General features: G+C 73.0%; 19 protein-coding genes. 8 read left to right on the forward strand and 11 right to left on the reverse strand.

What is annotated here, in order from left to right; genetic code table 11:
* Nucleotides 1-4 precede the first annotated feature (4 nt).
* The 5 genes from ACGRHY_RS00450 to ACGRHY_RS00470 are packed head-to-tail and all read right to left on the reverse strand — an operon-like array spanning nucleotide 5 to nucleotide 7409.
* Nucleotides 5-2293 (reverse strand): lantibiotic dehydratase, encoded by a 2289-nt coding sequence (locus ACGRHY_RS00450; protein WP_394633380.1) that lies wholly within the window; start codon nucleotides 2291-2293, stop codon nucleotides 5-7.
* Between the two features lie 10 nt (nucleotides 2294-2303).
* Nucleotides 2304-2576, reverse strand: a complete 273-nt coding sequence (locus ACGRHY_RS00455; protein WP_394633381.1) for an acyl carrier protein — start codon at nucleotides 2574-2576, stop codon at nucleotides 2304-2306.
* Nucleotides 2573-3517 (reverse strand): threonine ammonia-lyase, encoded by a 945-nt coding sequence (locus tag ACGRHY_RS00460; protein ID WP_394633382.1) that lies wholly within the window; start codon nucleotides 3515-3517, stop codon nucleotides 2573-2575. The genes ACGRHY_RS00455 and ACGRHY_RS00460 overlap by 4 nt, the downstream gene beginning before the upstream one ends.
* Nucleotides 3514-5043, reverse strand: a complete 1530-nt coding sequence (locus ACGRHY_RS00465; protein ID WP_394633383.1) for an amino acid adenylation domain-containing protein — start codon at nucleotides 5041-5043, stop codon at nucleotides 3514-3516. The genes ACGRHY_RS00460 and ACGRHY_RS00465 overlap by 4 nt, the downstream gene beginning before the upstream one ends.
* Complete coding sequence (locus ACGRHY_RS00470; RefSeq protein WP_394633384.1) at nucleotides 5043-7409, reverse strand: lantibiotic dehydratase; 2367 nt, start codon at nucleotides 7407-7409, stop codon at nucleotides 5043-5045. The genes ACGRHY_RS00465 and ACGRHY_RS00470 overlap by 1 nt, the downstream gene beginning before the upstream one ends.
* Nucleotides 7410-7619: 210 nt before the next feature.
* Here ACGRHY_RS00470 and ACGRHY_RS00475 point away from each other — a divergent pair, with 210 nt between their 5' ends.
* From ACGRHY_RS00475 to ACGRHY_RS00505, 7 genes are all read left to right on the forward strand, one after another.
* Complete coding sequence (locus tag ACGRHY_RS00475) at nucleotides 7620-7820, forward strand: MbtH family protein (RefSeq protein ID WP_394633385.1); 201 nt, start codon at nucleotides 7620-7622, stop codon at nucleotides 7818-7820.
* A gap of 1240 nt (nucleotides 7821-9060) precedes the next feature.
* The gene (locus tag ACGRHY_RS00480; protein ID WP_394633386.1) at nucleotides 9061-10614 is read left to right on the forward strand and encodes a pectate lyase family protein; all 1554 of its coding nucleotides are present in this window, start codon (nucleotides 9061-9063) and stop codon (nucleotides 10612-10614) included.
* 264 nt (nucleotides 10615-10878) lie between these two features.
* On the forward strand, nucleotides 10879-11478 hold the full coding sequence (locus ACGRHY_RS00485; RefSeq protein ID WP_394633387.1) for a transcriptional regulator: 600 nt from the start codon (nucleotides 10879-10881) through the stop codon (nucleotides 11476-11478).
* 50 nt (nucleotides 11479-11528) lie between these two features.
* A complete protein-coding gene (locus ACGRHY_RS00490; protein WP_394633388.1) occupies nucleotides 11529-12080 on the forward strand; it encodes a toxin-antitoxin system, toxin component in 552 nt (183 codons plus the stop codon).
* 16 nt (nucleotides 12081-12096) lie between these two features.
* The gene (locus ACGRHY_RS00495) at nucleotides 12097-13344 is read left to right on the forward strand and encodes an MAB_1171c family putative transporter (protein ID WP_394633389.1); all 1248 of its coding nucleotides are present in this window, start codon (nucleotides 12097-12099) and stop codon (nucleotides 13342-13344) included.
* Nucleotides 13341-14756 carry an FAD-dependent oxidoreductase gene (locus ACGRHY_RS00500; protein WP_394633390.1) on the forward strand — a complete coding sequence of 472 codons (1416 nt, stop codon included), beginning with the start codon at nucleotides 13341-13343 and terminating at the stop codon, nucleotides 14754-14756. The genes ACGRHY_RS00495 and ACGRHY_RS00500 overlap by 4 nt, the downstream gene beginning before the upstream one ends.
* A gap of 177 nt (nucleotides 14757-14933) precedes the next feature.
* Complete coding sequence (locus ACGRHY_RS00505; protein ID WP_394633391.1) at nucleotides 14934-15158, forward strand: hypothetical protein; 225 nt, start codon at nucleotides 14934-14936, stop codon at nucleotides 15156-15158.
* A 261-nt stretch (nucleotides 15159-15419) separates the two neighbouring features.
* Here ACGRHY_RS00505 and ACGRHY_RS00510 read toward each other — a convergent pair whose 3' ends face one another.
* From ACGRHY_RS00510 to ACGRHY_RS00530, 5 genes are all read right to left on the reverse strand, one after another.
* Nucleotides 15420-17009, reverse strand: a complete 1590-nt coding sequence (locus ACGRHY_RS00510; RefSeq protein ID WP_394633392.1) for a right-handed parallel beta-helix repeat-containing protein — start codon at nucleotides 17007-17009, stop codon at nucleotides 15420-15422.
* Nucleotides 17010-17160: 151 nt separating this feature from the next.
* Nucleotides 17161-17817: an FHA domain-containing protein gene (locus ACGRHY_RS00515; protein ID WP_394633393.1), complete on the reverse strand. Its 657-nt coding sequence runs from the start codon at nucleotides 17815-17817 to the stop codon at nucleotides 17161-17163.
* Entirely contained in the window at nucleotides 17807-19801 is a 1995-nt protein-coding gene (locus ACGRHY_RS00520; protein ID WP_394633394.1) for an AAA family ATPase, read from the reverse strand. The genes ACGRHY_RS00515 and ACGRHY_RS00520 overlap by 11 nt, the downstream gene beginning before the upstream one ends.
* Before the next feature lie 33 nt (nucleotides 19802-19834).
* On the reverse strand, nucleotides 19835-21415 hold the full coding sequence (locus ACGRHY_RS00525; RefSeq protein WP_394633395.1) for a hypothetical protein: 1581 nt from the start codon (nucleotides 21413-21415) through the stop codon (nucleotides 19835-19837).
* Nucleotides 21412-23724, reverse strand: coding sequence for a serine/threonine protein kinase (locus ACGRHY_RS00530; protein WP_394633396.1), 2313 nt, complete (start codon nucleotides 23722-23724; stop codon nucleotides 21412-21414). The genes ACGRHY_RS00525 and ACGRHY_RS00530 overlap by 4 nt, the downstream gene beginning before the upstream one ends.
* Nucleotides 23725-23913: 189 nt before the next feature.
* Here ACGRHY_RS00530 and ACGRHY_RS00535 point away from each other — a divergent pair, with 189 nt between their 5' ends.
* Nucleotides 23914-25059 (forward strand): macro domain-containing protein, encoded by a 1146-nt coding sequence (locus ACGRHY_RS00535; RefSeq protein WP_394633397.1) that lies wholly within the window; start codon nucleotides 23914-23916, stop codon nucleotides 25057-25059.
* Here ACGRHY_RS00535 and ACGRHY_RS00540 read toward each other — a convergent pair.
* Nucleotides 25034-25714, reverse strand: coding sequence for a 4Fe-4S single cluster domain-containing protein (locus ACGRHY_RS00540; protein WP_394633398.1), 681 nt, complete (start codon nucleotides 25712-25714; stop codon nucleotides 25034-25036). The genes ACGRHY_RS00535 and ACGRHY_RS00540 overlap by 26 nt on opposite strands.
* Nucleotides 25715-25768 lie beyond the last annotated feature (54 nt).

The following is a 25768-nucleotide window of genomic DNA, read 5'->3' on the forward strand; positions in this document are numbered from 1 at the left end:
GGGGCTACACCTCCCCCGTGTCGGCCACGGCGACGAAGCGCAGCTCGGAGGTGTAGGAGCGGCCCTCGTCATCGGTCAGCCAGGTCTGCTCGGGAGTGGGCAGCATCTCGGTGACGACGATCTGCCCGTCCGGGTCCTTGCGGGCCAGCCGGCGCAGCGCCTTGGCCAGGACGTTCACGTAGACCGGGCTGTCGAAGTCGACGTAGAACGGGCGGGGTTCGGCCGGCGAGGTGACGAACACGAAACGCGGCAGACCGGTTTCCCCCCGCCAGTGGCGGGCCCGCAGGAATCTGCGCGCCTCGCCCTTCTCGGCGGCGAAGTCCGCCGCGCCCGCGGGGATCCGCCAGGTCTCCCTGGCCACCACGAGCCGGTCGACCGTGATCCGCGGCGAGTGGGCGGTCTCGGGCAGGACCCGGAACAGATCCATCGCCAGGGTGGTCAGGACGTGCGAGAACACGTCCACGGCCGCGAACTGCGCGCCGTCGGGCAGGACGACCGCCAGTTCTCCGTCGTCCCGCTCGCGCACCGCGACGTCCGCGCTGTTGACGGTGCGCGGCCGGCCGGGGTCGGCGGTGAAGTCGAGCAGGGCGACCTGGTGGTCCCGCGGCCGGACCAGGGCGTGCCGGATGCGGGCCGACAGGCGGGACCGGTGCTCCTTGGGCAGCAGCGGCATCAGGCGCGGACCGGGGTGGTCGCGGTCGGTGAGCGCGGTCAGTTCGCCGGGGTCGGGGTGCTGGTGGACGAAGAGGGAGGCGCCCAGGGTGTTGGCCGCCAGGTGCAGCTCCCCCAGGACGAGTTCGAAGTCGCCGCGTGCGACGGCCTCCGCCCCGTCGGCGGCGATCATGATGTCGGGGCTGATGTAGCGTGCCGCCGTCCAGCCGCCGCCCGGCCCGCCGAACCGCTCGCGCACCGGGCCCGCGACGCTCTCCAGCGGCAGCCGCACCCGGCGGGCTCCCGTCGGGGGTCGGAGGATCTCCTTCCAGCGGTTCTGGAAGTCGCGCTGGATCCCGGCCGCCGCCGCGGGTGCGTCGCCGTGCAGGACCGGCATGCAGGCGAACCAGAACGCGGCCAGATCGACCGGCCCGTGCGCGGCCAGGCCGCGGTACACCTCCTTGGCCCGCTTCATCACCTCGTCGGCCAGCCGGGCGGTGAGCCAGCCGGCGCTGGTCAGCAGCGGTTCCAGCGGAGCGAGGGCGTCGCGCACGGCGGGGCCGAGGCGGGCGGTGGCGGCGCGACGGCAGTCGGAGTACACCAGGGCGCGGCACGGTGCCGTCCCGGCCGACTTCTCCCGCACGGCGGCGGTCTCGGTCAGAGCGGTGAACTCCTCCTCCAGCTCCGTCAGAGCCTTCACCAGCGCGTCCGCGCCCCTCGCGTCCCGTACCCGGGCGCGGTGCCGTTCCAGGGCATCCAGCGCGCCCAGCGAGCGCCTTCGCGCCTCCGTGTCGCCCACCCGTTCCAGCCAGGCCCGCAGGGAGCGTTCGGGGTGGGCACCGGCGGGCACCTCCACGCGCCACACCGCCCAGCGCCGCGCGACCAGGTCCTCCAGCACGGCGGGCACGTCGGTGCGGGGCAGGGCGGCGGCGATCTCCCGCGCGGTCCGCACGCCGTCGCACCGCGCCAGGACGGCGGCGGTGGCCTCGCCGACGGTCTGCGGCGGCCGGCCCGGCACCGTGACCCGGGTGCCGTCCAGGCGGACGAAGGGAACGCGCCGGGGGGCCGTCCACTCCCGCAGCGCGGGGTCGGCGCCGATCGTCGCGGCGAGGGCGTCGACGGCCCAGCCGGCCCAGTAGACCTCGGAGTCGGCGACCAGGCCGCGGCCGGTGTCCACCTCCACCCCGTCGGTGTGCGGATCCCAGCGGCCCCAGCCGACGGGGCCGAAGAAGCCGATGGTGTCGTTCTTGACGCAGAAGCGCTGCCAGTAGTGCGCCACCAGCTCCTCGCGCTGGCGCGGCATGCTGGTACGTCCGGCCGCGGTCGGCGTCCAGTTCAAGAACGGTTTGAGGCCCGAGTCGAGCACCGGCCGGTTCTGCCAGGCCACGGCCTCGCGGAAGGCCGGGGTGCGGGCGATGTCCTGGAGGGCGCGGGCGGTCTCCACCGCGGCATCGGCGCACAGGCGGGCGAAGTCGTCCCACCGCTCACCGGTCGGCAGCTCTCCGGGGGAGAACTTGTCGGCGGCGGCGGCCAGTCCGGGCGGGGCCAGTCTCAGCACTCCCCCGGCGGGGAACCCGGGGCCGCGCAGCGCGAACTGCTCCCACAGCCGCCAGCGTCCGCCGGGCAGACGGGTGTCGGTCACGGTCTTCTCCTCACACCTGGACGAAGTCGGAGTCGACGACGGACGCGAGGTCGGCGGGCGTGGGGTAGGCGAAGACGAGCGAGACCGGTACCTCCACCCCCAGGGCCTCCTGGATCCTGCCGGTGATCTGGAAGGCGGTCAGGGAGTCGCCGCCGACCTCGTAGAAGTCGCTGTCGCGGTCGAGGCCGGCCACGCCGAGGGTCTCCCGGTAGACGGCGACCAGCAGATCGACGGTGGCGGTGGCAGTGGCGGTGGGGGTGGTGGTGTGATCGGTGGCGGTCATGGGATCTCCTCCAGGTGGTGTCGGGCGGTGGCGGCCCTCAGGGCCGCGGTGGTGTTGCCGCCGGAGACGACGGCGACGGATCTGCCGCGCCTGCGCTCGCGCAGCGCGCCGGCCAGTGCGACTGCTCCGCTGGGTTCGGCCCTGATCCCGCGGCGGTTGAGCAGGTCCACCGCGGCCAGGACGTCGGTGTCGGACACCGTGACCATGTCGTCGACGCGGTCGCGGACGATCGGGTAGGGCACCGCACCCGGCCGCTGGCACCGCAGCCCGTCGGCGACGGTGTCGCGGGATGGCAGGCACAGGGGGCGGCCGGCCGCCAGGGAGCGGGCGTAGCGGGGCATGGTGGCGGGTTCGACGCCGACCACCCGTACCGGGTGGTCCCGGGCGGCCAGGCAGACCCCGGCCAGCAGTCCGCCGCCGCCGGTGGGGACGTAGAGGGCGACGGCGTCGGGCACATCGGCGAGGATCTCGGCCCCGACCGTCCCCTGGCCCGCGACGACGAGCGGATGGTCGGAGGAGGGCACGAACACCGCGCCGGTCTCCGCGGCCAGGGCGCGGGCCGCCGCGTCCCGTTCGCCGACCCCTCCCGCCGCACCGATCGTGTCGGCGCCCAGGGAGCGGATCAGGGCGGCCTTGGCCTGGTTCGCGCCGGCCGCGAGCACCACGGTCAAACGGATGCCCAGTTGTGCGGCGAGCCCGGCCAGCGCGATCCCGTGGTTGCCGGAGGAACCGGTGACGATGCGGCGGGCCTGCAGTCCGAGGACGGCGTTGGCGGCCCCGCGCATCTTGAAAGAGCCTCCGTACTGGAGGTGTTCGGCCTTCAGCAGCACCTCCGGCGCCACAGCCGGCATCCGCAGCAGCGGAGTGCGCCGGATGTGCGCGGCGATACGCCGGGCGGCGAGGTACAGGTCGATGGGTCCCGGTTCGACGGCGGTGGTCACGGGGCGCCTCCCGCACGGGATCCCGTGCCCGGCCCCGTTCCCGCCAGAGTGCGGCGGTCGGCCTTGCCGCCGCGGGTGGTGGGCAGCTCGTCGAGCCGTACGAACCGGCGGGGCATCAGATGCGGCGGCAGGGTGCGCCCGAGGTGCACGCGCAGCGCCGCGTCGGTGACGTCCGCCAGATCACCCGTGATGTGGGCGGTGAGGTGGCCGCGTCCGAGGTCGTCGGTGCCGGCGGTGACCACCGCCTGTGCCACCCGGGCGTGGGCCAGCAGGGCGCCCTCGACCTCGGCGGGATCGACGCGGTGGCCGCGGATCTTGACCTGACGGTCGTTCCGGCCGAGATAGCGCAGCCCGCCGGGCCCCGCCTCGGCCAGGTCTCCGGTGCGGTACAGCCGGGCGCCGGGCGGGCCGAAGGGGTCGGGGACGAAGCGTTCGGCGGTGCGGGCGGGCAGGCCGCGGTAACCGCGGGCCACGCCGACTCCGCCGATGCACACCTCGCCCACGGCCCCTCGGGGCACCGGCTCCAGAGCGTCGTCGAGCAGCCGCACCACGACGCCGTCGATGGGTGTGCCCACGATGTCGGCGGTGATGTCGGGCTCGGCGGGGACGGCGTGGCGGGTGGAGGTCATGGTGCACTCCGTCGGGCCGTACTGGTTGACCAGGGTGCCCCGGATCAGGGCGCGCCCTCCGGCGGCGAGGAAGGGCCGCAGCGACTCGCCGCTGGAGACGACCAGTTCGAGCCCGGCGAACAGCCGCCGCGCGTCGGGCCTCCCGGCCAGGAAGGTCAGGAAGGAGGGGGTCACACTCAGCAACGTGGTCACCGAATGGGCGCGTACGGCGGCGCCGAACGACTCGGGCCGCAGCAGCTCCGCGCGGGGCAGCAGGACCAGTCGGCCGCCGGCCAGCAGCGGCGCGAAGGTGTCGCGGATGGAGGCGTCGTAGCCCGGCGGCGCGGTCTGGAGCGCCACGGTGGCGGGTCCCAGTCCGTAGTCGCGGGCGATGAAGCGCAGGTAGGAGTCCAGGCTCCCGTGCTCGACCAGCACGGCGCCGGGCTCGCCGGTGGTCCCGGAGGTGTGGCTGACGTAGGCGAGCGCGCGGGGATCGGGCGGTGCCGCCCGGGTGGCGGCGGTCGCGGCGTCGGCGGTGAGGCGATCCGTCAGCACCGGCCGGCCGGGCACGGGCAGGTCGAGGCGACCGGCCAGGTCGGAGGTGGTCAGCAACAGGTCGGCGCCGCCGCTGCGGACGAGCGCGGCCAGCCGCGCGGAGGGCTGTTCGACGTCGAGGGTGAGGAAGGCCGCCCCGCAGCGTACGGCTGCGGCCACGGCCACCACGGCGTCCGCGCCGCGCGGCACGGCCACCGCGCAGACCGTCTCCGCACCGGCGCCCCGCTCCAGCAGGACGGAGGCCAGCGCGTCGATCCGGTGGGCGAGTCGGGCGTAGGTCAGATCACCGCCGGGGGTGGTGAGCGCGATCCGTCGGGGGGCGCGGGCGGCGTGCCCGGCGATGTCGTCGACGAAGGTGCGCATCACGCCCCCCCGCCCGTGCGGGCGGCCGCCGGGTCGGTGACCGTGCGGTCGACGGCGACGAAGCGCAGTTCGGACGTGTAGGCGTTGCCCTCGTCGTCGGTCAGCCAGGCCTGTTCGGGGGTGGGCAGCATCTCGCTCACCTTCACCCGGGCCCCGGGGTCCTTGCGGGCCAGCCGGCGCAGCGCCTTGGCCAGGATGGTCACGTAGACCGGGCTGTCGAAGTCGACGTAGAACGGACGGGGTTCGGCCGGGGAGACCACGAACACGAAGCGGGGCAGGTCGTGTTCGCGCCGCCACTGCCTGGCCCGTACGAAGCGTCCGGCCTCGGTCTTCTCCTCGGCGAAGGCGAGGGAGGCCACCGGGAACGCCCACGTCTCACGGGCCACGATCATCCTGTCGATGGTGACCCGCGGGGTGTGCTCCCCATCGGGACGCAGGGTGAAGCGGTCCATCACGCGCTGTGTGAGGGTGTTGGCGAAGACGTCCAGGAGGGGGAACTCGGCGCCGTCCGGCAGTACGGCGACCAGCCGGCCGCCACGCTCCTCGACCGCGACGTCGGCGCCGAGGACCGTGCGCGGCCGGTGCGGGTCGCCGGTCTGGTCGACCAGGGCGACGCAGTAGTCCTCGGGCCGTTCCAGGGAGGGTCTGCTGCGCGCGGACCACTTCAGCGGCAGCTCCTTGGCCAGCATCGGCAGCAGCCTCGGCCCGGGGAAGTCGCGTGTGGTCTCGGCCACCAGTTCGGCCGGATCGGGGTGCTGGTGCACGAAGAGCGAGGCGCCCATCGTGTTGAGGGCGCAGTGCATCTCGCCCAGGACCAGTTCGAAGTCCCCGCGCCCGAGCGCCTCGCGGTCCTCGGCCAGGATCAGTACGTCGGGGCTGACGTAGCGTGCCAGCGACCATCCCGCGCCCGGCTCACCGAACTCCTCGCGCACCCGCGCGGCGATGTCCTCGCCGGCCAGCCGCACCCGGCGCGCGCCCCGCGGCGCCTCCAGGACGCGGGCCCACTTCGCCCGCAGCTCGGCCTGGATCGCGTCGATGTCACCGGCCGCCTTCGGATGCGGTGAGGGCAGGCACTCCAGCCACAGCGTGCCCAGGTCCACCACTCCCCCGCTCCCCCCGGCGTCTTTGTCCGCCGCCTGTGCCCTCAGCCGGTCGTACACCTCCCGGATACGGGCGCCGACCGCCTCGGCGAAGCGGTTGGTCATCCAGCGCGCCGCGGTCAGGCACAGTTCCAGCGGCGCCAGCTCCGCCAGCAGGGCCGCACCGGCGGTGGCGGTGGCCGCGCGCCGGGCGTCGGAGTAGACCAGGCCCCGGCAGGGCGCGGTCCGCTCGCCCTTGGCGCGCTGGGCGGCGGTGGCGGTCAGTGCGGCGAAGTCGGCTTCCAGGGCCCCGATGGCGGTGGTGAGGGCGTCGGCGTCCGTCCCCGCGGCCTGCACCGCGTCGCGTCCGCGCTCCAGCACGGCCAGCTTCTCCAGGGCCCGCTCACGCGCCCGCCGGTCTCCGACGCGCTCGAGCACGGCACGCAGCGCACGTTCCGGGTGGGTGCTCGAGGGCACGTCCAGCCGCCAGTGCGCCCACCGCTTCCCGGTGAGCAGGCGCACGGTCCCGGCCGCCTCCCTCTCCCCGATCCCCGCCTCCGCGGCGATCTCGGCGACCGTCCGTCTGCCGTCGCACAGGTCCAGTACGGTGCGCTCGGTCTCGGTGATCCGCTGGGGTGGCCGGCCCGGCAGCCGCACGGCCCCGTCCGCGACGCGTACGAACGACACCCGGCACGGGGGTATCCACGCCATCAGGGCGGGGTCCTCTCCGAGCGACCTGGCCAGTGCGTCGACGGCCCAGCTCGCGAAGTACACCCGTGAGCCGGCCAGGAACCCCTCGCCGGGATCGACGGTGACGCCCCGTGCCGAGAGGTCCCAGCGGCCCCAGCCGACGGGGCCGAAGAAGCCGATGGTGTCGTTCTTGACGCAGAAGCGCTGCCAGTAGTGCGCCACCAGCTCCTCGCGCTGGCGCGGCATGCTGGTACGTCCGGCCGCGGTCGGCGTCCAGTTCAGAAACGGTGCGATACCGGTGCGCAGCACGGCCGGGTTCTGCCAGGCCACCGCCGCTCTGAATCGGGGCATGGCGGCGATCCGCTGGAGCAGCTCGGCGGTGTGCACGGCGGCGGCGGAGAACGCCTCGGTGAAGGCCTCCCACTCGGACCCGTCGCGTTCCTGCCCGGGGCCGAACTTGTCTGCCGCCAGGGCCAGTCCGGGCGGGGCCAGTCTCAGTACTCCCCCGGCGGGGAATCCGGGGCCGCGCAGCGCGAAGTGCTCCCACAGCCGCCATCCCCCGGCGGGGAGACGCACGTTCTCCGGGACGTCCGACATGGCGGAGCTCCTTCCAGGGGGTTCGGCGGGCTCGGGAGGGTTCGGCCCTGTCCGGCCGTCCAGCACACTGCCGGGGTGCACGGCGGGGGCACCAGAGAAGAACCGGCGGCGACGCGTGCGGACACCGCCGCGCGTTCGTCCCTGTGGAGGTTCCGCGGCTCCGGGCACGCTGTGCCCGTGGACCGAGCGAGTGCGAGAGGACGTGACGCGATGAGCGACAGCCACGAGGCCGGCTATCTGGTCGTCCGCAACCACGAGGAGCAGTACTCCATCTGGCGGGCGGACCGCGAACTGCCCGACGGGTGGTCCGCCGAGGGCACCGGTGGGACCAGGCAGCAGTGCCTGGACCACATCGACCGCGTGTGGACGGACATGCGGCCTCTGAGCCTGCGGCAGGCGGCCGGAGTCTGAAGGGCATGCGGGCGGGGCGGGGTGTGGGACACCCCGCCCCGCCCGCACTGATACCGGAAACCCGCTCGACGGGATCCGGACGGCGTCCTCCACCGCCCGGGGCCCCCGCGGCGCGTACCGGGACGCTTCTCCCGCGGGCCTCGCCACGCCCCCGCCCCCCGTACGCCGGGCGCGGTGGTCACCACCCGGTCCGGCCCGCCCGGCCGCTTCCATGACCGGCGCACGGCAGACGGCCGCCGGCGAATCGACGCGGACCGGCGCGGCCGGGGGCGCCCGTACCGACCTCGCCGGCGAACGCCCGGGCGGTCACGCACCGGACGTCACGGCCCCCTCCGCGTCTGCCCCCCCTGACACGCGGTCGCCGCACGGAGGATCCACGCCGGGTCCGCCCACCGGACACGCCCCGGCCCGGAACGAGCACGCCGGTTCCCTCCCGCCCCTCAGGGAGTACGCGGCAGCGGTGTGACGGCACGCCGCCCCCACCGCCTCACGGTGATCCCTCCCACGGGGGCGGAACTCGCGGATGCGGGCCCGTACGCCGGGACCGGCGTACGGCTGAAGCCCCTGACCCCCTTGCTCCGCAAAGCGGTTGGCGGCCCCGGCGCCGCACCCGCGCCCGCGGGTCGCGCCACGTACAAGATCCCGGCCGGCCCTTCGGCGGTGGCCACGGGCGACGGCCGCCGGATGAGACGGAAGGGTGTACTCCGCAACCTTCCGGAGCCTTGCCATTCCAGCGGACGTCACCCTATTCTCACCGAAAGAAAGCGCTTTCCCGCCCGTGAGGACTGCTCCACCGGAAGGCGGCCACCACGGCACCTGCCGCGACCTCGCATGCAGGCCGCCGCCGGTCCGCCGCGAAGGCTTTACCCGGGATGTCGACGTGCAACGAATCGAAAGGGCATACGCCACAATGAAGACGCATCGCGCCGTTCACGGCGACTTCGACGGCGACGGCCTCACGTAACGGATGGCGGACCACACCGCCGGCTCGGACAGCCACCCCGCGGGCGGCGGCACCGCGCCCGCGCCCTCCGGCGGGGCGGGCGGAAGCCCGGCCACGGCGACCCCCAAGGCCCACCGCCCGCGGCGAACCACCGAAACCACCCACACCAAGGAGAGGATCCGCTCCCGGGCCGATCACCGGCCTGCCCGGCGGCAGGCCGACAGACCGACAGTTGAATGTCATGCGCACGACATTAAGTAACACCGCTCAGTGTTCGAAGAGGAAATGGGAGACGAGATGAGACGAGCAGTCGCACTGCGGCTCTACGCGGGATTGGCCACGATGGCACTCGCGACCGCGACCGGTGTGGTCCTGACGATGCCCGCGGCATCGGCGGCGCCCAGCGGTCCCACCGGCTACGCGACCCAGAACGGCGGAACCACCGGCGGCGCGGGCGGGCAGACCGTCCGTGCCACCACGGGGACAGCGATCCACCAGGCCCTGTGCAGCCGGGCCAGCAGCAGCACCCCGATCACCATCCAGGTCGAGGGCACCATCAACCACGGCAACACCAGCAAGGTGTCGGGCGACAGCTGCAACACCGACGACGACAGGATCGAACTCAAGCAGATCAGCAACGTCACGATCGTCGGGGTCGGCGGTGGAGCCGTCTTCGACCAGGTGGGCATCCACATCCGCGAGGCCAGCAACATCGTCATCCAGAACGTGACGGTCAAGAACGTCAAGAAGTCGGGCTCGCCCACGTCCAACGGCGGTGACGCCATCGGCATGGAGAGCGGCGTCCGCAACATCTGGGTCGACCACGTCACCCTGGAGGCGTCGGGTGGCGAGTCGGAGGGGTTCGACGGCCTCTTCGACATGAAGGACGACACCAAGTACGTGACCCTGTCCTACAGCATCCTGCGCAACTCCGGCCGCGGCGGCCTGGTCGGCTCCAGCGAGAGCGACCGCTCCAACGGCTTCATCACCTACCACCACAACCTGTACGAGAACATCGACTCCCGCGTCCCCCTGCTGCGCGGCGGCATAGCCCACATCTACAACAACCACTACGTGGACATCCACAAGTCCGGCATCAACTCCCGTGCCGGAGCCCGCGCAAAGGTGGACAACAACTACTTCGAGGACTCCAAGGACGTCCTGGGCACCTTCTACACCGACGAGGCCGGCTACTGGCAGGTCGGCGGCAACGTCTTCGACAACGTGACCTGGTCCAGCCGCAGCAGCGAGAACAACCCCGCCGGGCCGAACCCGCAGTCCAACACCACCGTCGGCATCCCCTACTCCTACGACCTCGACGGCGCCGACTGCGTGCCGAGTGTCGTGAGCCAGACGGCGGGGGCGGGCAAGGGCCTGAAGGTGTCGGACGGAAGCTGCTCGCCGCAGACGCCGGACCCGACCCCGACGCCGACCGACCCCACGCCGACCCCGACCGACCCCACGCCGACGCCGTCCCAGCCCAGCGGAACCAACCTCAGCATCGGGGCCGGCTCCGACGGTTCCAGCAAGGCCAGCGGAACGAGCTACGGCAACGTGCGCGACGGTGACATGAGTTCCTACTGGTCGCCCACCGGATCGACCGGATCGATCTCGATCAAGTGGGGCTCCGCCACCACAGTATCCAAGATCAACATCCGGGAGGCGGCGGGCTCCGAGGGCAACATCGGTTCCTGGCGGGTCCTCGACCACGACACCGGCGCCGTCCTGAAGTCGGGCAGCGGAGCGGGTGTCATCACCTTCCCGCAGATCTCGCTGCGCAAGATCACCTTCGAGATCACCGGTTCGTCCGGCACGCCGAAGGTCGCCGAGTACGAGACCTACGCCGGATAACGGCACGACCCGCCGCCCGTCCGGCACCGGTATTCTCCGGGCCCGGACGGGCGGCGGCACGTCCGGGCCCGGTTCGCCCCGGTCGCCGTCCGCCGAGGCGTCCGCCCACCCGCGCGGACGGCGGCACGGACGCCAACGTCAGTTCTCCGTCCGGCAACGATCGTTCCGGAGAATGGCCCTGGCCGCGACACAGGCCGTAGTCTCGGCTTACCATCGGGTGACGACCGTTCGGAGGGTATGGTGACCGAGGCCTCTCACAACTCCTTGAACGAGGTTCTGGAGCGCCTGGACGCTCTGTCGGAGAGCAGGGGACTCACCCGCGACGACGTCCTGGACCTCGGTGAGCTGTCGGCCGCCACCGGCCTCGGTACGAGAGAGATCCGCACCCTGCTGAGGGGCGGGAGGGTGCGGGAGCGCAAGGTGGGGGAGACCGCTCCCCGGCGGGTGAACTTCCTGTACGAGCGGCGCCTGAGGCAGAGCGGAAGGAGACCGGCCGACATCGTCGGCGAGGTGGCGGCCCGCCTGGGAGTGACCGGCGCCTGGGCGCGCAGTCTCCTCCAGGGCGGGAAGTGCCCCAATGTGCCGCATCTCGCCGCGCTGGCCGACTACTTCGGGGTACCGCTGACGTTCTTCACCGACCCTCCCCACGACGCGCTGACCCGTGAACTCCGCCCGTTCGTGGGCCGGTTGGAGTCGGAACCGGCCGGGAAGAGGCACGACGACCCCCTGGCCGCTCTCGTCGGGGAGCACGGCGCCAGGGCGATCGCCGCCCGCGGCGGCGGGCCCGCCCTCACCCGTGCTCAGCGGGAGGCCATCGCCAGGTTCGTCGTCGATTTCGTCACGGACTCGGAGCCCGGACGATGATGAGGGAGGGCCGAGGACGCAGGGGCATCGGCAGGAGCACCCGGAAGGCCATGGACGAGCTCGTCCGCCGGCTCATGGACGGTCTCAGCCGCGACCCCGGACTGCAGGTGCCGACGGACGCGGAGTCACTGTGCCGGGCGCTGTGCCGGGAGATGAGTGCGCTCCGGGGCCGCCCTCTCGAGCTGAGGGTCGAGGAACTGCCGCGCGAGGCGGGCGGCATCACCGGACTGATGCTGTCCCTGGAGGAGCGGGACGTGATCCTCGTCGAACGCAGGGTGGAGGCCCCGCAGAAACCGATCATCGTGGGCCACGAGCTGTGGCACCTGCACCAGGGCCACAGCAGTTACCTGAGCCATGTGGAAGGCGGCACCGCCGCCGCCCGCATGCTGTCCCCCGCGGACGGCCCCGGCGACGGCGCGGTGCTGTACGCCGCGGCGCGCAGCCACTGCGACGCCCGGGAGGAGGGGGAGGCCGAGGCGTTCGGCGTGCGCCTGTACAGGGATTTCCGCAGATGGCTCGTGGACGACCCGCTGGCCGTCCCCCGCCCTGCCCGTACCGACGCGGTGGTGACCCGGCTGCGGACCACTCTCGGTCCCCGGTGAGACGGCCGGACCGCCCATGGACGCCTCCGAAGACGTCATCCCCCACATCTACTACCTCGCGGCGGTCGTGGCGCTGCTGCCCCTGTTCCTCAAGATGCGGTCCACCATCCGCGCGCGGCGCGAATCGCTGCTCCGCGTGGCGAGTCTCCTGCTGGTCATGGCCTTTCTCGTCCTCGCCTCCGCGGCCCCCCAGAGCATCGCACTGATCAACCGGACCACGGGCGTGACCAACATCGCGGCGCCCTGGGTCTACAGCCTGCTCACCGCGTTCAGCGCCTGCTGCCTGCTGATGCTCACCGCGTGGCGGGACGGGATCACTCCGTCGGCCAGCCGCGTGATGCGATGGGTCATCGCCGTGTACTCGCTGGTCATCGTCGCGCTGTGGGTGCTCTTCGCCCTCGGTGATCCCGCCGTCGAGCGCCTGCGCGACTTCGACACGTACTACGCCGACGAGCCGTACCTGCGCGAGATGATCACGCTCTACATCGTGGCCCACACCGTCGCCAACACCGTCAACTTCGTGCTGCTGTGGTCATGGGAACGCCGGGTGCGCCGCGTCGACGCATGGCTCCGTACCGGACTGCTGCTCATGGGCACCGGTTACATCGCCACCCTCTCCTTCAACGGCTTCAAGCTCACCGCGGTCGTCGGCCGGTGGAGCGGCCATGATCTGGACTGGCTCAGCACCCAGGCCGCCCCGCTGGCCGGCGCCATCGGTTCCATCCTGGTCGGCGCGGGCTTCCTGGTCCCTCACGCGGGCCAGGCGGCCTACGAGTTCTGGCGGGCCGGCCTGCGCCACCGCAGGCTCCTGCCCCTGTGCCGGCTGCTGAAGGAGCACGTCCCGGCCGGGCCCTCCACGCTCGTCGGCAAGCCGGACATCCACACGTCCCTGACGATCCGGGAGAAGGAGATACGGGACAGCCTCTACACCCTGGCCCCGTATCTGGACCGCGAGCTGCACCGCCGGGCCCGCCGGGCGGTCCTCGACCCCGGTCCCGTGCTCGGTGAGGTGCTGGGCCGGCGGCTCACCCCCCGGGAGGCCGAGGGCGTCGCCGGTGCCGTGGCCGTCGCCGCCGCCATCGCCGCCCGCGCGGAGGACCCGGGCAGGGGCGCCGAGTGGAGGAGTCCCGACAGCCTGCTCCGCGACGTCGAGGCCGTCTCCGTGGCACTGCGCCACCCCGGCATCGTCGAGGCGGTCCGCCGCAGTTCGGCCGTCAGGCCGGAGAGCACACCCGCCGCACGGAACGACACCCCCGCCCCATGAGATCCGCGAGGTCCGCGATAGTCCTCGGCGGCAGCCTGGCCGGCATGCTCGCGGCCCGCGCCCTGGCCGACTTCGCGACCGTCACCGTCGTGGAGCGCGACACCCTGCCCGAAGGGCCCGGGCCCCGCAGGGGGCTGCCCCAGGCGCAGCACACCCACGTGCTGTGGTCCGGCGGCGCCAGGGCCGTCGAGGAATTGCTGCCCGGCACCGCCGGTCTGCTCAGGGGGCGCGGAGCGCACTACGTGCCGGTGCCCACCGACATGGTCGTCCTCAGCCCGCGGGGGTGGTTCCGCCGCTGGGAGGAGTCCCACCACACACTTCTGTGCAGCCGTGAGCTGCTCGACTGGACCGTTCGCCGGCAGGTCCTCGGCCATGAAAGGGTCACCGTCCTGGAGAACACCACGGCCGGCGGTCTGCTCGGCGACGCGACCGCAGTCACCGGCGTCCGCGTCCGCCGGACCGACGGCACCGAGGACCGGCTCGCCGCGGACCTGGTCCTCGACGCCACCGGCCGCGCCTCGCGCGCGTCCTCCTGGCTGCGGGACCTGGGGCTGCCCGCTCCGGCCGAGCGGAGGATCGACCCGGGCCTCGTCTACGCCAGCCGTGTCTTCCGGGCCCCCGCCGCCGTGCGTGCCCTGGGGCGTTTCCCCACCGTCATCGTCCAGGCCGACCCCCGGCAGGCCCCCGGACGGGGCGCCTCGCTCATCATGATCGAGGACGGGCGCTGGATCGTGACCCTCTTCGGAACCCGCGGAGGCGAACCGGCCGAGGACGGCGGCGCTTTCATGGACTTCGCCCTGGAAGCACCCCGGCATCCGGTCGTCGGCAGGCTCATCGCGGACGCCGAACCCCTGACCGAGGTCACCCGCACCCGAAGTACCGCCAACTACCGCCGCTACTACGAGCGGATGCGCCGCTGGCCCGAGGGGTTCGCCGTCCTCGGCGACGCCCTGGCGGCCTACAACCCCAGTTACGGGCACGGGATGTCCACCGCGGCCCAGAGCGCCGTCGCCCTGCGGAACACGGTCGGGCGCCGCGGATGGGACACCCCGGGACTGGCGCGGCACGTCCAGAGGGCCGTGGCCGGGCCGGTGGACGCCGCGTGGATCCTGGCGGTCGGTCAGGACGTGCTCTACCCGGGCGCCACCGAGCACGGTCCCACCCTCCGGGACAAGGTCGCGTCCGCCTATGTCAACAGGCTGCTCCACACCGCGACCGGCAACGGCTGGGTGGCCCGCCGCATCACCGATGTCACCTCCCTCGAACGCCCGGCGTCCGTCCTGGGCGACCCCCGCCTGTCCCTCGCCGCGCTCCGCGGGCCCCGCCGTCCGAAACTCGACGGACCTCCCCTCACCAGGGAGGAGATGGCCGCCGCCGGTCTGTCCGCCTCGTCCGTCACCGCCTCGGACTGACCGGTCGCCGAACGCCCCGGCCCGGAACCGGGCGCGGATCTCGCGGATGGCCGCCCGCGAGGGCCCGGGCCGCACTGGGACTCCAGGTGGCGCGTCGGCAGCCACGACGCCCACCGGCCCACCGCCCTGGCCTGCGGGCACGGCGGGCCGGCCTCGCAGGACGCCGCGGCCGAAGGCGTGACGCACGCGAACTTGGTCGAGGGCCCGGGCATCGGCGACCGGGCGGTCATCGGCGAGGTGGCCGCGGCGGGCCGGCCTCCCCTCGGCGCGGAGTTGCTGGACGGCGACGCGGGCGAGGTCCTCGTGCACGAGCCGCTGTTCCGGGGCGAGGCCCGGGTGTGCGCACCTCGCCCACCGTCGCCGTGGGCGGCCGGGCGCCCAGTCGCCGGAGGCGATCGCTGACTTCCTGCGAGGCGGCGAGCGCGAGCGCTCCGTCCCCGCCGAGGTCGGGCGGATGCGGTGGACCGAGTCTCTGAGGATCAGCGCGACCCGCCGGCAGCCGTGGTGATACCGCTTCCGCTGTTGGAGGAGTTCGGCGAGGACCGCGGGGTCCGGCCGCCGGCCGCCCGGAGAGGCAGGTCCTGCGGCCGGCCGTGCGCCCACGGCCGGCCGCAGGGCTCCGCCGGCGGGGGCTACGCCCTCATCCCGGCCGACTGGCAGCGGTCACGGCGTCGCCGTCCTGCCGCCGAAGGACACGACGAGGCGTCCGTCGGAGGCGAAGGACCAGCTCATGGCACCGGCGTACGAGGAGCACCGGGAGCCGTTCGAGCCGGACCAGAACTGGTTCGAGCCGTCGGCGTCGCCGACGGTCTTGTCGTTGGACCCGCTGCCGCTGCGGCACGAGACGTTGTTCCGGAACACCGAGGTGCCGGCGTCGAAGGAGTAGTTGCGCTGGGCGTTGTCGATGCTGATGTTGTCCGACATCGTCATCCTGCCGGGGTTCCTGTTGTAGGTGAACCCGTGCTTGCCGTTGTCATAGGCGATGCTGCGCCGGATGACGTGGTCGACCCCGATGTCCTCGCCGCCGAGCTTGTAGCCGTTGCGGTCGCCGCTGGGGTTCTGGGTGCCGTCGCTGAGGGTGCCGTTCTCGTAGGCGAGGGAGTCCTCGATGGTCACCGCGCCGATGGGCCCGGTCTCGTCCTTGGTGTAGAGGTCCCAGCCGTCGTCGATGTTGTTGTGGGCCACCGCGTGACGGAAGACGTTCCCGGGGCCGGAGGTGAGCTTGGCGGCGAAGCCGTCGGCGTCCTCGCCGTCGGAGTCGGCGTTGTCGTACGACTCCGCGCTCAGGATGAGGTTGTGGGAGGGCCACCGGTCGCGGGGGGTGGAGGAGGACATCCGCGAAAGCTGCAGACCCGTGTCGCGGTTGAAGCGCGTCACCGTGCGCTCGATGACGTTGTTGCTGCCGCCGACGAAGATCCCGTTGTCACCGGCCCGCTCGACGACGATGCCCTTGACGTGCCAGTACGACCCGTTGACGGCGAGTCCGCGGTTCGACGAACCCTCGCTCTGCGCCGAGAAGTCCAGCACCGGCCTCTCGCCCGGGTAGGCGGACAGCTCCGTACGGTCGCCCGGTGTGCCGTCGTTGCCCTGCGGGATGGTGACCGTCTGCGAGAAGCGGTAGGTGCCGCCGCGCAGATGGATCGTCCCGCCGGGGGTGACGCGGCTGATCGCCGAGGTGAGCGTCGTCGGATCGGACTCCGTCCCGGAAGCGCCGGCGCTGCCGTTCGGCGCCACGTACAGCGCGGAGCCGGAGGGCGGCGGTGTGGTGCCGCCGCCGTCCACCTCGGCGTCGAGGTGGTCGACGTTGGGCAGGCCACCCGTGCCGGTGGGGCTGAACCGGATGGTGTTGGCACCCTGCCTCACCGGCACCGTGAGCGTCTTCGTCTTCCATCCGGTCCACACGCCGGTGCTCTCGAACGAAGCCGACGCGGCCGCCGAGCCGTTCACCGCGACGTCCGCGGACCGTGCGGCGGTGGTTCCGTTGGCGAAGCGGACCGACAGCGTCGCGGTGCCGGTCTGCGGGGCGTCCACCGTGAACTGGGCGGCCGCGCCCACGGCGTTCCGGCCGTTGCAGAAGCCCGTTCCGGAGTAGCCGGCGTGTTCGGAGTCGATGGTGCCGTCGCAGGTGGCGGGGGCGCGCTCGGCTTCGTAGCGGACCGGCGCGGCCGTCGCCGTGGCACCCGGCATGGCCACGGCGGCGCCGGCCGCCAGGGTGGCACAGGCCAGTAAGGACAGCGGGGTTCTCGACCTCATCGGGACATCGCCCTTCTGTGGGGGGTGCCTGCGCGGCAGGCATGGCGGTGTGACTTTCGGCACGAGAGGCAGAAAGCGCTTGCCACGCTAAGAGCACGTCACCGACAGGTCAATAGAAGGAACAAGGGGAGGACATTCGACAAACGATTGCTCAGAACCGGATCCATCCGTCGGAGTCGGGCTCGGTGTGGGTGTGCGCCGTGTTGTGCACCGCGCCGGAAGACCGGGCATCCGCCGGGTCTCCCCCTGGAGCGCCAGGATCCCGCGGCTGTTCCTCCCCGGCGGTGCCGCGCCGCGGGGCCGGCCCCCGGACCAGGAAGCCGGCCCGGGGGCCGAGCCCCACCGTGTCCCCCTCGCTCAGCCGCTCCCGGACCCCCGGGACCAGTACCCGGCCGTTGACCAGGGTGCCGTTGCTGGCTCCCTCCCGCACCTCGGTCACCCAGGCGGTGCCGTCCCCGGCGTGTTCGACGTACGCGTGCCGCCCCGAGACCGTGGTCTCCTCCGCGAGGATGCCGGACGCCCTCGGCGCCCACTCCTCGCTGCGGCCCAGACGCACCGTCTCCCCCCTCTCGACGTCCAGGTACCGTCCCATCTCCTGGAAGACCAGCCGCAGTCCGCCACCGGCCGGCTGCGCCGGGGCGGGACGGGGGCCGCCGTCGGCGCGGGCGCCGCACGACGGGCAGGCGGAGAGCCCGGAGGGCTGGGGCTTGGCGCAGTGCGGGCAGGGAGGGAGGACGGGACCGGTACACAGGGGCGCAGCCCCGTCGGGCGGGACGGGAATCCAGTCCCGGTCCCCATCAGAGTGCACGTCCAACGCCCGTCTCCCCCTTCTCGAAGTCGACGGCGAGTTCGACCCGGCCGTCCGCTGCCTGCTTGACGCCAGAGACCAGGACGGTCGTGCCCGCAGCGAGGTCGGGCGCGGCGAACAGGACCCGGGCCAGCGGGTTGATCAGATGGGTCTCCAGGACCATGCCGATGCCCCGTCCTCCGTTCCACTGGTCCGCCGTGCAGTGGCCCAGGAGGACGGCGCGCGCGTCCTGTGTGAGTTCGAGGTCGACGCGGTGCCCGGCCGCCAACTGCCGCCGGATGTTCCGCAGCTGCAGATCGAAGATCTTCTCCGCCACCTCGGGGGAGATGAAGTCGAAGACGACCACGTTGCCGCCGATGCGGTTCATCAGCTCCGGACGGCCGATGACCTGCTCGAAGTGCTCCTTGACGTTCTTCCTGACCGTCGCTTCGAGTTCGGGGTAGGGCGTGCTGGGGGTGACGATCCACTGCCGCGCCTGGGTCCCCGGATCGGTGCGCTGGACACCCAGGTTGGAGGTGAAGATCAGGACGCACTCGCTGAAGTAGGTGGTGACGCCCTGGCCATCCGTGAGCCGACCGTCCTCCAGGACCTGGAGGAACTTGTCGAGCACTCCCTTGTCCGCCTTCTCGATCTCGTCGAAGAGGATGACCCGGAACGGGTTCTGCCGCACCGCCGCGGTCAGCTCTCCACCCGCCTCGTATCCGACGTAGCCCGGCGGCGCCCCGACGAGCCGGTCGGCCGCGTGCGCGGAGGAGAACTCGCTCATGTCGAAGCGCAGGTAGGCCTGGTCGCTGTCGAAGAGGACGGAGGCGACCGCCTTGGCCAGTTCGGTCTTGCCCGTGCCGGTGGGACCCGCGAAGAAGAGCACCCCACGGGGACGGTGCCCGGGGCTGGTCGCCTGGGCGCCGGACAGTCCCAGCGCGGCGCGTTTGAGAATGTCCAGGGTCATCGACACGGCGGCCTCCTGGCCGAGCACCCGCCGGGAGACGGATCTCTCGTCGTCCGGGTCCTCGCCCTTCAGGACACGCTGCCGGATCTCCTGACGGCTCCAGGGGTTCTTCTCCACTCCGAGCCGGTAGATCCGGACCGCGTCGGGCATCGAGCCGAAGGGGATTCCGCGCGCCGCCGCCAGGCCGGCGCTCTCGCGCATGGCCATCAGCGTCATGCCCGCGGCCGCCCGGGCGAAGGCGCTCACGGCCTCCTCGTCCTTCGGTGTCACCACTCCGGCCTGGAGGGATGTGGGGGCGGCCCGCTCCCGGTCGTCCCGCAGGAGCCGGCGGGCCATCCGCCGCCGCTCGTCCGCATCGGGTTCCGGGACGGCCACCGCGCGGATCCGTTCACTGCCGGCGACCAGCCAGCCGGGAAGGTCCCGCTCCCCCTCGGCCAGCCAGATCACCGGGTTGAACAGAGCGGTGGCGTGCCGGGCCCTGGGTGCGGCCCCGGGCTTCGGCACCGGCTGCGCCCGGTCGGCCAGTTGCAGGCAGGCCAGAAAGAAGTCCCGTTCGTCGGTGGTGAGCCGGGTGACGTCCTGCACCAGACGCGAGGCATGCTCGACCACCAGCGCCACACGCAGCGGCGGCGGTTCGGCATGGTCGGGACGGGCCTTGCGGCGTTTCTCCGCCCAGCCCGAGGTGATGTCCCACAACTGCTCGGTCGCCTTCCGCTGCTGGGCGGGGCTCACTCCGGGGAACCCGCAGGGCTGCAACAGGGTCTGCGCCGCCTCCGCCACCTCGGGGTCCGCGTACATCAGGCGGAAGCCGTGGATCTGGTCGCAGGCCACGAGTACCTGGTAGCCCAGCCGGTGAAGCGGGTTCCACAGCACCTCCAGGAGCGGGCGGTAGTGGTCCCGGCCGTTCCTGTGCACCAGATGGAGGTCGTGGATGTTGCCGTGCAGCACATACTGCGAGTGCACGCTGAGTGTGCCGGTCAGTTCCTCGACGAACAGCGGATGCCGGTCGCCCTCGTGCGGTTCCGCGGGTGCCATCACAGGTCCTTGTCCTCATCGGGGCACAGGCGGTCAGCGCCGGCCGTCGCCGTCGACCGTCCGGTGCCCGGGGCGGGCGTGGTCGTCGGGACGGGCGCGTTCACCGAAGCGGGCGGCGAGCGGGGTTCCGGCCACCGCGCCGTGGGTGCGCTCCATCTCGAACCGCACGGTGAGACCGAGTTCCCGGGCCAGTTCTCCGAACCGCGCCAGCCGTTCCTGGGCCTGGGCGCACCTGAGGTCGTCCAGCGCCTTCTCCTCGGGGAGCCGTTCCGTGCCCGTCCCGGCGTGCATGGTGACCACCCGGAAGGCGTCTCCCGTCAGGGTCGCCCTCAGCCAGTGCTCCGGGCTCCAGTCCTCGGGGGCCCACTCCAGCGTCACAGTGCCGTTTCTCGTGCGGTCGACATGGACTTCCCCATCCGCGTCCCGGGCCAGCCGGTTCAGAACGTCGGCGCACCGGTCGCGTACGTAGAGGGCTTCGAGGGCGCTGTGCCGCTCCGCGACCCGCTGCCGCACTCTCTCCTGCTGCCGGGGGCTGAGCGGGACACCCTCCTCCAGGAACCCCCGAAGGGCGTCCTCCGCCTCCGGGTCCCGGCCGGGCAGGTGCTGGTCCTCGGGCAGGGACATGGTCAGGAAGCCGAGCTGTACGGCAGCGCGTTCCCCGTCCTGCCGTAGCCTCCAGGCCTTCTGGTTCGCGCGTTCGGCGAACCTGCGGGCCTCCTTGAGATGGAGGCGGGCGCGGCGCGGGTTGGTGGCGGCGTGGCGGGTGGCGTTCCCCACCGCCTCCGCGGCCAGCTCGGCGATCCGCGGATCGGCCCGCGGGTCCAGAGCGGCCAGGATTCCGGCGCCCCGCTCCAGGAAGGCCGCCGTGTCCGCCTCGTCGCCGAGCCGGGCGGACCGGGGCACCGGGGGCGGCGAGTCCCGTCGGCCGACCGCCGCGGCACGTTCGCGGTGCTCCCGCAGCATGGCGTCCCGGCGGACCCGCATGGCGTCCTGCCAGTCGTCCGCGCCGTCCGTGCGGCGCAGCGAGGCCGTGAGCGCTTCGGCCTCCCATGCCTCCTGCGCCGCCTCGGCACTCTCCAACGCCCTCTCGAAGCAGGCCAGTTCGCCGCGGAAGTCGCCGAGGGCGGAGCCGGCCGGATTCAGCGGCGGCGGCAGGCCGGGACGAGGTGGAGGGTCGCCCGGCGCGGTCCGGGCGACCCGTGAGGCACGGGCCAGCAGTGCGGTCCTGCGGGCGTTGGCCCGGGCGGCGGCGAACGCCGCGTCCCGCCACTGCTCCGCGGCCAGCGCGGAGAGTTCCTCCTGGCGCTCCAGGCAGCGCTGCTCCCCGGCCGCCCGTACCGCGGCGGAGGCCAGCACCCGGGTGGTCGCGAGCGCGGCGCGGCCGGCCAGCAGCGCCCCGCTGAGCGTGCCGAGTACGGTCAGGGCCGCGTCGGCCGCCTGCTGCAGCGCCTCGCCGGCCGCTTCCGCCAGCTGCGCGGACGCCTCGTCGGCCGTTTCGTTCAGATGGACCGCCCCGGTGTGTGGGGTGGCGCCCAGTTCCACCGACGGTGGCGGGGCGAAGGCCGCATCGGGCGCCACCAGATCCACCATGGGCAGGGCGAGGCCCGCGCTCATACATCGGCTCCTGTCGTATGTGTCGTGTGTGCCGTGCCGACCGTTCCCCTCCGGCCCGGGGTCCGAAGTCCCGGGACCGGGCGGCGCCGGCGCTCCCGCCTCTCCACGCGCCACCGGTGGCACCGGTACAGGCTCCAGCCGGCGAGCGCCGCCACCGTCGCCGCCGGCCAGAGCCACGGAACGGCGGTGAGCGCCTCGAATCCGAGCAGGAAGAGGGCGGTCAGGCACAGGGCGGCCAGGATGCGGGCACGCCATCCTCCGAGGGCGGCGGTCGCGGGCCGTTCGGCGGTACGGACGAGCAGGCCCGCCAGGGACCGGTGGGGATGGTAGGCGGGCGGGCCGATGTAGACCGCGGTGAGCAGTTCCGCGGCGAAGACGGCCGCGGCTCCGGGGAGCGCGAGAAGCCAGCCGATGACGACCGCCTCCTGCGGAGCCCGGCCGAGTACGTCCGCCAGTCCGATGAGGAAGCACCACGGGGCGGTGAGCAGCGTCGCTCCCACCAGCGCCCAGCCCAGGGTGGGCAGCCGGTCCAGGCGCCGCATGACGGCGATCACCCCGTCCTGGTCCTCCTCCATCAGCCGCTCGGCCTCCTCCTCCAGGATCCGGGCGTGGCGGGCGTTCGCCTCCCGGACGGCCGCCGGCGCGAGGAGCCGGGCGGCGAGCAGCCGCAGGGGGTCGCCGGGGACGGTCAGCAGCCGCTGGAACCAGGGGACGACCACCGGAAGACCGTCCCGCAGCGCAAGGGTCTCGGTGGCCAGCCGGGCGGCCGTCCGCTCGGGCTCGCGGGCAAGCTCCAGGAGTCCGGCGTCGAGGGCGGCCGTCTGCCTCAGGACGTGCCGGACCCTGTGCAGGCGGTTGACCTCCTGGTCACGGCGGATCTCCCGGACCAGGTGCGGCCAGCGGCGCCGATGGGTCAGCCAGCGTTCGGCGACCGCGTCCAGCCCCTGGCCAGAGGGGCGTTCGGCCAAAGCGGTCAGGATCTCCGGGTGATCGCGCAGGTGCTCGACCAGTTCCAGGGCGCCCGAGTCGCCCCGCTGGGCCAGTTCGCTCAGCTCCCGTATGCCGCGGACGGTCAGCGGCATGCTCCAGCAGGTGGCTTCGAGCCGGGGTCCCAGCCAGTTGACCAGACGGACGACGAGTTCGGGCGTGGGCGGGCCGGCCAGCCTCTCCCGCAGTGCCGCGAGGGCGCCGCGCCCGGAGTCGTGCGCACCGGCAGTCTCGAACTGCCCCAGCCACCGCGCCAGTACCGCGCGGTTCTCCGGTTCGGCCAGCATCCGGCGGGTGGCCTCGTGATAGAGGTCGAGTGCCCGTGCCAGGTCCTCCCGCCGGGTGAACTCCTCGCCGACGAAGGTGAACGGGCGGACGTCGGGCCCGGGCCTGGACGCGGACGGCGTGCCGAAGCCGCGCGGCGCGGTCGCCGGTGATCCGCCGTCCAGCCAGTCCGCCACCTCCACCGCTCCCCAGCGGTGTTCCGGGTCGCGGGTCAGCAGTCCTTCGCAGAGCATGCGGACACGCCGGTCCCCGATTCCCCTCAGGTCGACGTCACGGGTGGCGAGCGCGTTGAGCACCGCCTCGTCCTCGCGCTCGTCCATCGGGTGCCGTCCCAGGGCGAGTTGCGCGGTGACCATGCCCACCGACCACCAGTCCATGGCCTCCGAGACGCTCTGGAGGCGCGACCCGGCCTCCGGAGCCAGGTAGAGCGGCTTGCCTCTCCAGTCGATCCACCGTATCCCGTCGTCGGGCCGGTGCACTGCCGCCCCGAAGTCGATCAGCACGACTTCGACGGTGTCCGCGTGGCCCTCGGCCATGATGTTGTCCGGCGTGATGTCCCGGTGCACGATCTCCCGCTCGTGCAGGAACGACACGGCGGCATGCAACTGGCGCACGAGCCGCGTCAGCCGGCGGGCCGGCATGGCGCCGGGGTGCTGTCGCTGATGGTCGCCGAGGTGGGTCTCCCCGTGTGAACGGCAGAGCTGGTACGGATGCCCGTCACTGCTGCCAGCCTCCAGAACCCTCTCGATGTGCGGCCACTCCCCCTCCCGCAGCGCCCGGCTCACCTCCCGGTCCGGCGCGTGCATGCGGTGGTACCACTTGAGCACCAGCGGCACATCGGGCGTGGCGCTCTCCAGATCCTTGACCCGCAGCACCACGGCCTGGGCGGGCGTCTCCGCCTCCCGGAGAACCCGCAGCAGGGAGAACCTGCGCGCCAGTCCCGGGGGAACGGCGGCGGTGAAATCCCTGGTCTCCTTCAGGCGGGCATCGGTGAAACCACCGTCCTCGGAGGACAGGAAATCAGTGGGAAGGGTCATCGACACCGTCCCCCTTCCGGGAATTCCGCCCGTTCTCCGATCGCTGATCGGCACGGAGCGCCAGAGCGTATCCGAGGTTCCCACCCCTCTGCACCCTCTTTCGAATTGCGTGCGAACAAAGGGAACAGACATTCTTTACTTCCAAGCCGGCCCTCCCCCCGTTTCCACCGCCGGATTACCATGCACCCCATGCATCCCACACCCGCCCTGCCGCCGCACCGGGACCTGGTCGACGAACTGAGGCACCTCAGACAGCGCGGACTGCCCCGGCTTCGCCACTGCCCCCGGCAGGCCCTGCGCCGGGTCGCGGCCGCGGCCGGCCTCTGCACCGGGGCGGACGACGAACTCGAGGGTGTGGAGATGCTGCTGGGCGCGGCCGTCCGGCGGCTTGCGGGCGGAGGGCCGCTGCGCGACACCGCCGAGTGCGACCCGCTGGCCCGTGCCGCCGCGCACTCCTTCGGCCTGTTCGCCGAGCGCCGGGGCGTGGCGGCGGCCGACCGGCGGAAGGCCGCCGCGGCCGTCTACGGCGTGAGCACCGAGCGCTTCCGCAAGAGCCAGGAGCGCGAGGTGGTGGACGGACTCGCCTCGGCCCTGCTCGCCCTGGCCCGCGAAGTCGGCCGGCCCGCGGGGCCCGGCACCACGGCGGGCATCGCACCGCCGGCTCCCGCCGCCGGTGCGATGCCGCCCGAGCCACCTTCCTCTCCCGGCCTCCCGCGCGGTGTGCAGGAGCGGATCACGGTTCTGGCGAGCCCGATCGAACTCGCCGGCGACATCGACATCCTCGTCTCCTCGGAGAACGTGTACCTGGAGATGTCGAAGACCTTCCGGCCCACGGTGTCCGGGGCTCTCCGCAGGGCCGCCGCGATCCGGGACTCCTCCGGGGAGATCGTGGACGACGTCCTCACCCGGGAACTGGCCGTATGGCTGCGAATAAACGGCCGGACCGGGCTGCCCGTACGGCCGGGCACGGTGGTGGGCACCTCGGCGGGCGCGCTCGCCCGGCGCGGGATACGCCGTGTCCACCACGCGGCCGTGGCGACACCGGTCGAGGGCAGCGATCACTACCATGTCGCCCCCGCCACGGTCGCGGAAGCGGTACGGGCCTCGTTCACCCTGGCCAGACAGGAGAGCCAGACCCTGGGGCTGTCCCTGTCCAGCATCTGCTTCCCCCTGCTGGGCTCCGGACGCGGCGGGCTGCCCGCCGGTACGGCCGCGCGCTGGCTGCTCTGGGCGGTGCGGGAGGAACTGCGGCGCGATCCGGGCTGGTCGGTGTACCTGGCGGCCCCGCACCCCGAGCACGCCACGCTGCTCACGGCCGCCAACTCGGCCTCCTGAGCGTCACTCCGGCCTCCTTCAGACCGCGCTCCACCCTCCGCAGCTCCCCTCTCAGCGGCACGCCGTAGAGCCGCACCCCGCAGCCCTCCCCGGCGTTCACCACCGCCTGAAGCCGTGCTCCGGTGCTCTCCCTGGTCAGGTGAGGCGCGTAGCGCGCCTTTCCCAGGGGCGTCAGCGGCCTCAGCCGTTGGTTGGCCGAGCCCCGCCAGACCAGCCGGGTCGGTTGCCCGGCCCGGTACCGCCCGGTGATCAGCGCGTCGGCATGGCGCAGCGCGCGCCGACGGCCGGACGTCAGCTCCGCGGGTTCGTAACCGGTGTAGACGAGCAGGTCCGGCATGTCCCCGGATCCGTTCCTCCTCCGGCAGGCCAGGTCCCGCAACCGGGAAGCGCCGGACAGCAGTTCGGCCAGCGCACCGGCCTGCTCCAGGGGCTCGCCTCCGCTGACGGTGAGCCCCCCGGCCCCTCCACCGAGCGCCGCCTCCCACAGTTCCAGCAGGTCGGGGATCCTCTCCGCCCGCCCCCCGCCGGCATCCCAGGTGTGCCGCGACATGCACCCCGCACAGGCCAGCGAACACCCCTGGAACCAGATACCGAGGCGCCGTCCGGGGCCGAGGGTCTCCAGGGGGAAATGCGTTGCGCTGATCCTGGCCTCCATCACATCTCCTCAGTCGCTTCGGGAAGGAGTATCGAGGGCGCGGCCGTCCCGCCG

The organism is Streptomyces shinuiensis (assembly GCF_043660855.1).
Taxonomy (GTDB): Bacteria; Actinomycetota; Actinomycetes; order Streptomycetales; family Streptomycetaceae; genus Streptomyces.

Excerpts from the sequence above, each read along its gene's own strand:
- ACGRHY_RS00510 (WP_394633392.1), bottom strand. The coding sequence starts at position 17,009 with ATGAGGTCGAGAACCCCGCTGTCCTTACTGGCCTGTGCCACCCTGGCG.
- ACGRHY_RS00520 (WP_394633394.1), bottom strand. The coding sequence starts at position 19,801 with ATGGCACCCGCGGAACCGCACGAGGGCGACCGGCATCCGCTGTTCGTC.
- ACGRHY_RS00540 (WP_394633398.1), bottom strand. The coding sequence starts at position 25,714 with ATGGAGGCCAGGATCAGCGCAACGCATTTCCCCCTGGAGACCCTCGGC.
- ACGRHY_RS00535 (WP_394633397.1), top strand. The coding sequence starts at position 23,914 with ATGCATCCCACACCCGCCCTGCCGCCGCACCGGGACCTGGTCGACGAA.
- ACGRHY_RS00465 (WP_394633383.1), bottom strand. The coding sequence starts at position 5,043 with ATGCGCACCTTCGTCGACGACATCGCCGGGCACGCCGCCCGCGCCCCC.
- ACGRHY_RS00525 (WP_394633395.1), bottom strand. The coding sequence starts at position 21,415 with ATGAGCGCGGGCCTCGCCCTGCCCATGGTGGATCTGGTGGCGCCCGAT.
- ACGRHY_RS00500 (WP_394633390.1), top strand. The coding sequence starts at position 13,341 with ATGAGATCCGCGAGGTCCGCGATAGTCCTCGGCGGCAGCCTGGCCGGC.
- ACGRHY_RS00530 (WP_394633396.1), bottom strand. The coding sequence starts at position 23,724 with ATGACCCTTCCCACTGATTTCCTGTCCTCCGAGGACGGTGGTTTCACC.
- ACGRHY_RS00475 (WP_394633385.1), top strand. The coding sequence starts at position 7,620 with ATGAGCGACAGCCACGAGGCCGGCTATCTGGTCGTCCGCAACCACGAG.
- ACGRHY_RS00455 (WP_394633381.1), bottom strand. The coding sequence starts at position 2,576 with ATGACCGCCACCGATCACACCACCACCCCCACCGCCACTGCCACCGCC.
- ACGRHY_RS00495 (WP_394633389.1), top strand. The coding sequence starts at position 12,097 with ATGGACGCCTCCGAAGACGTCATCCCCCACATCTACTACCTCGCGGCG.
- ACGRHY_RS00490 (WP_394633388.1), top strand. The coding sequence starts at position 11,529 with ATGGACGAGCTCGTCCGCCGGCTCATGGACGGTCTCAGCCGCGACCCC.
- ACGRHY_RS00480 (WP_394633386.1), top strand. The coding sequence starts at position 9,061 with ATGAGACGAGCAGTCGCACTGCGGCTCTACGCGGGATTGGCCACGATG.
- ACGRHY_RS00470 (WP_394633384.1), bottom strand. The coding sequence starts at position 7,409 with ATGTCGGACGTCCCGGAGAACGTGCGTCTCCCCGCCGGGGGATGGCGG.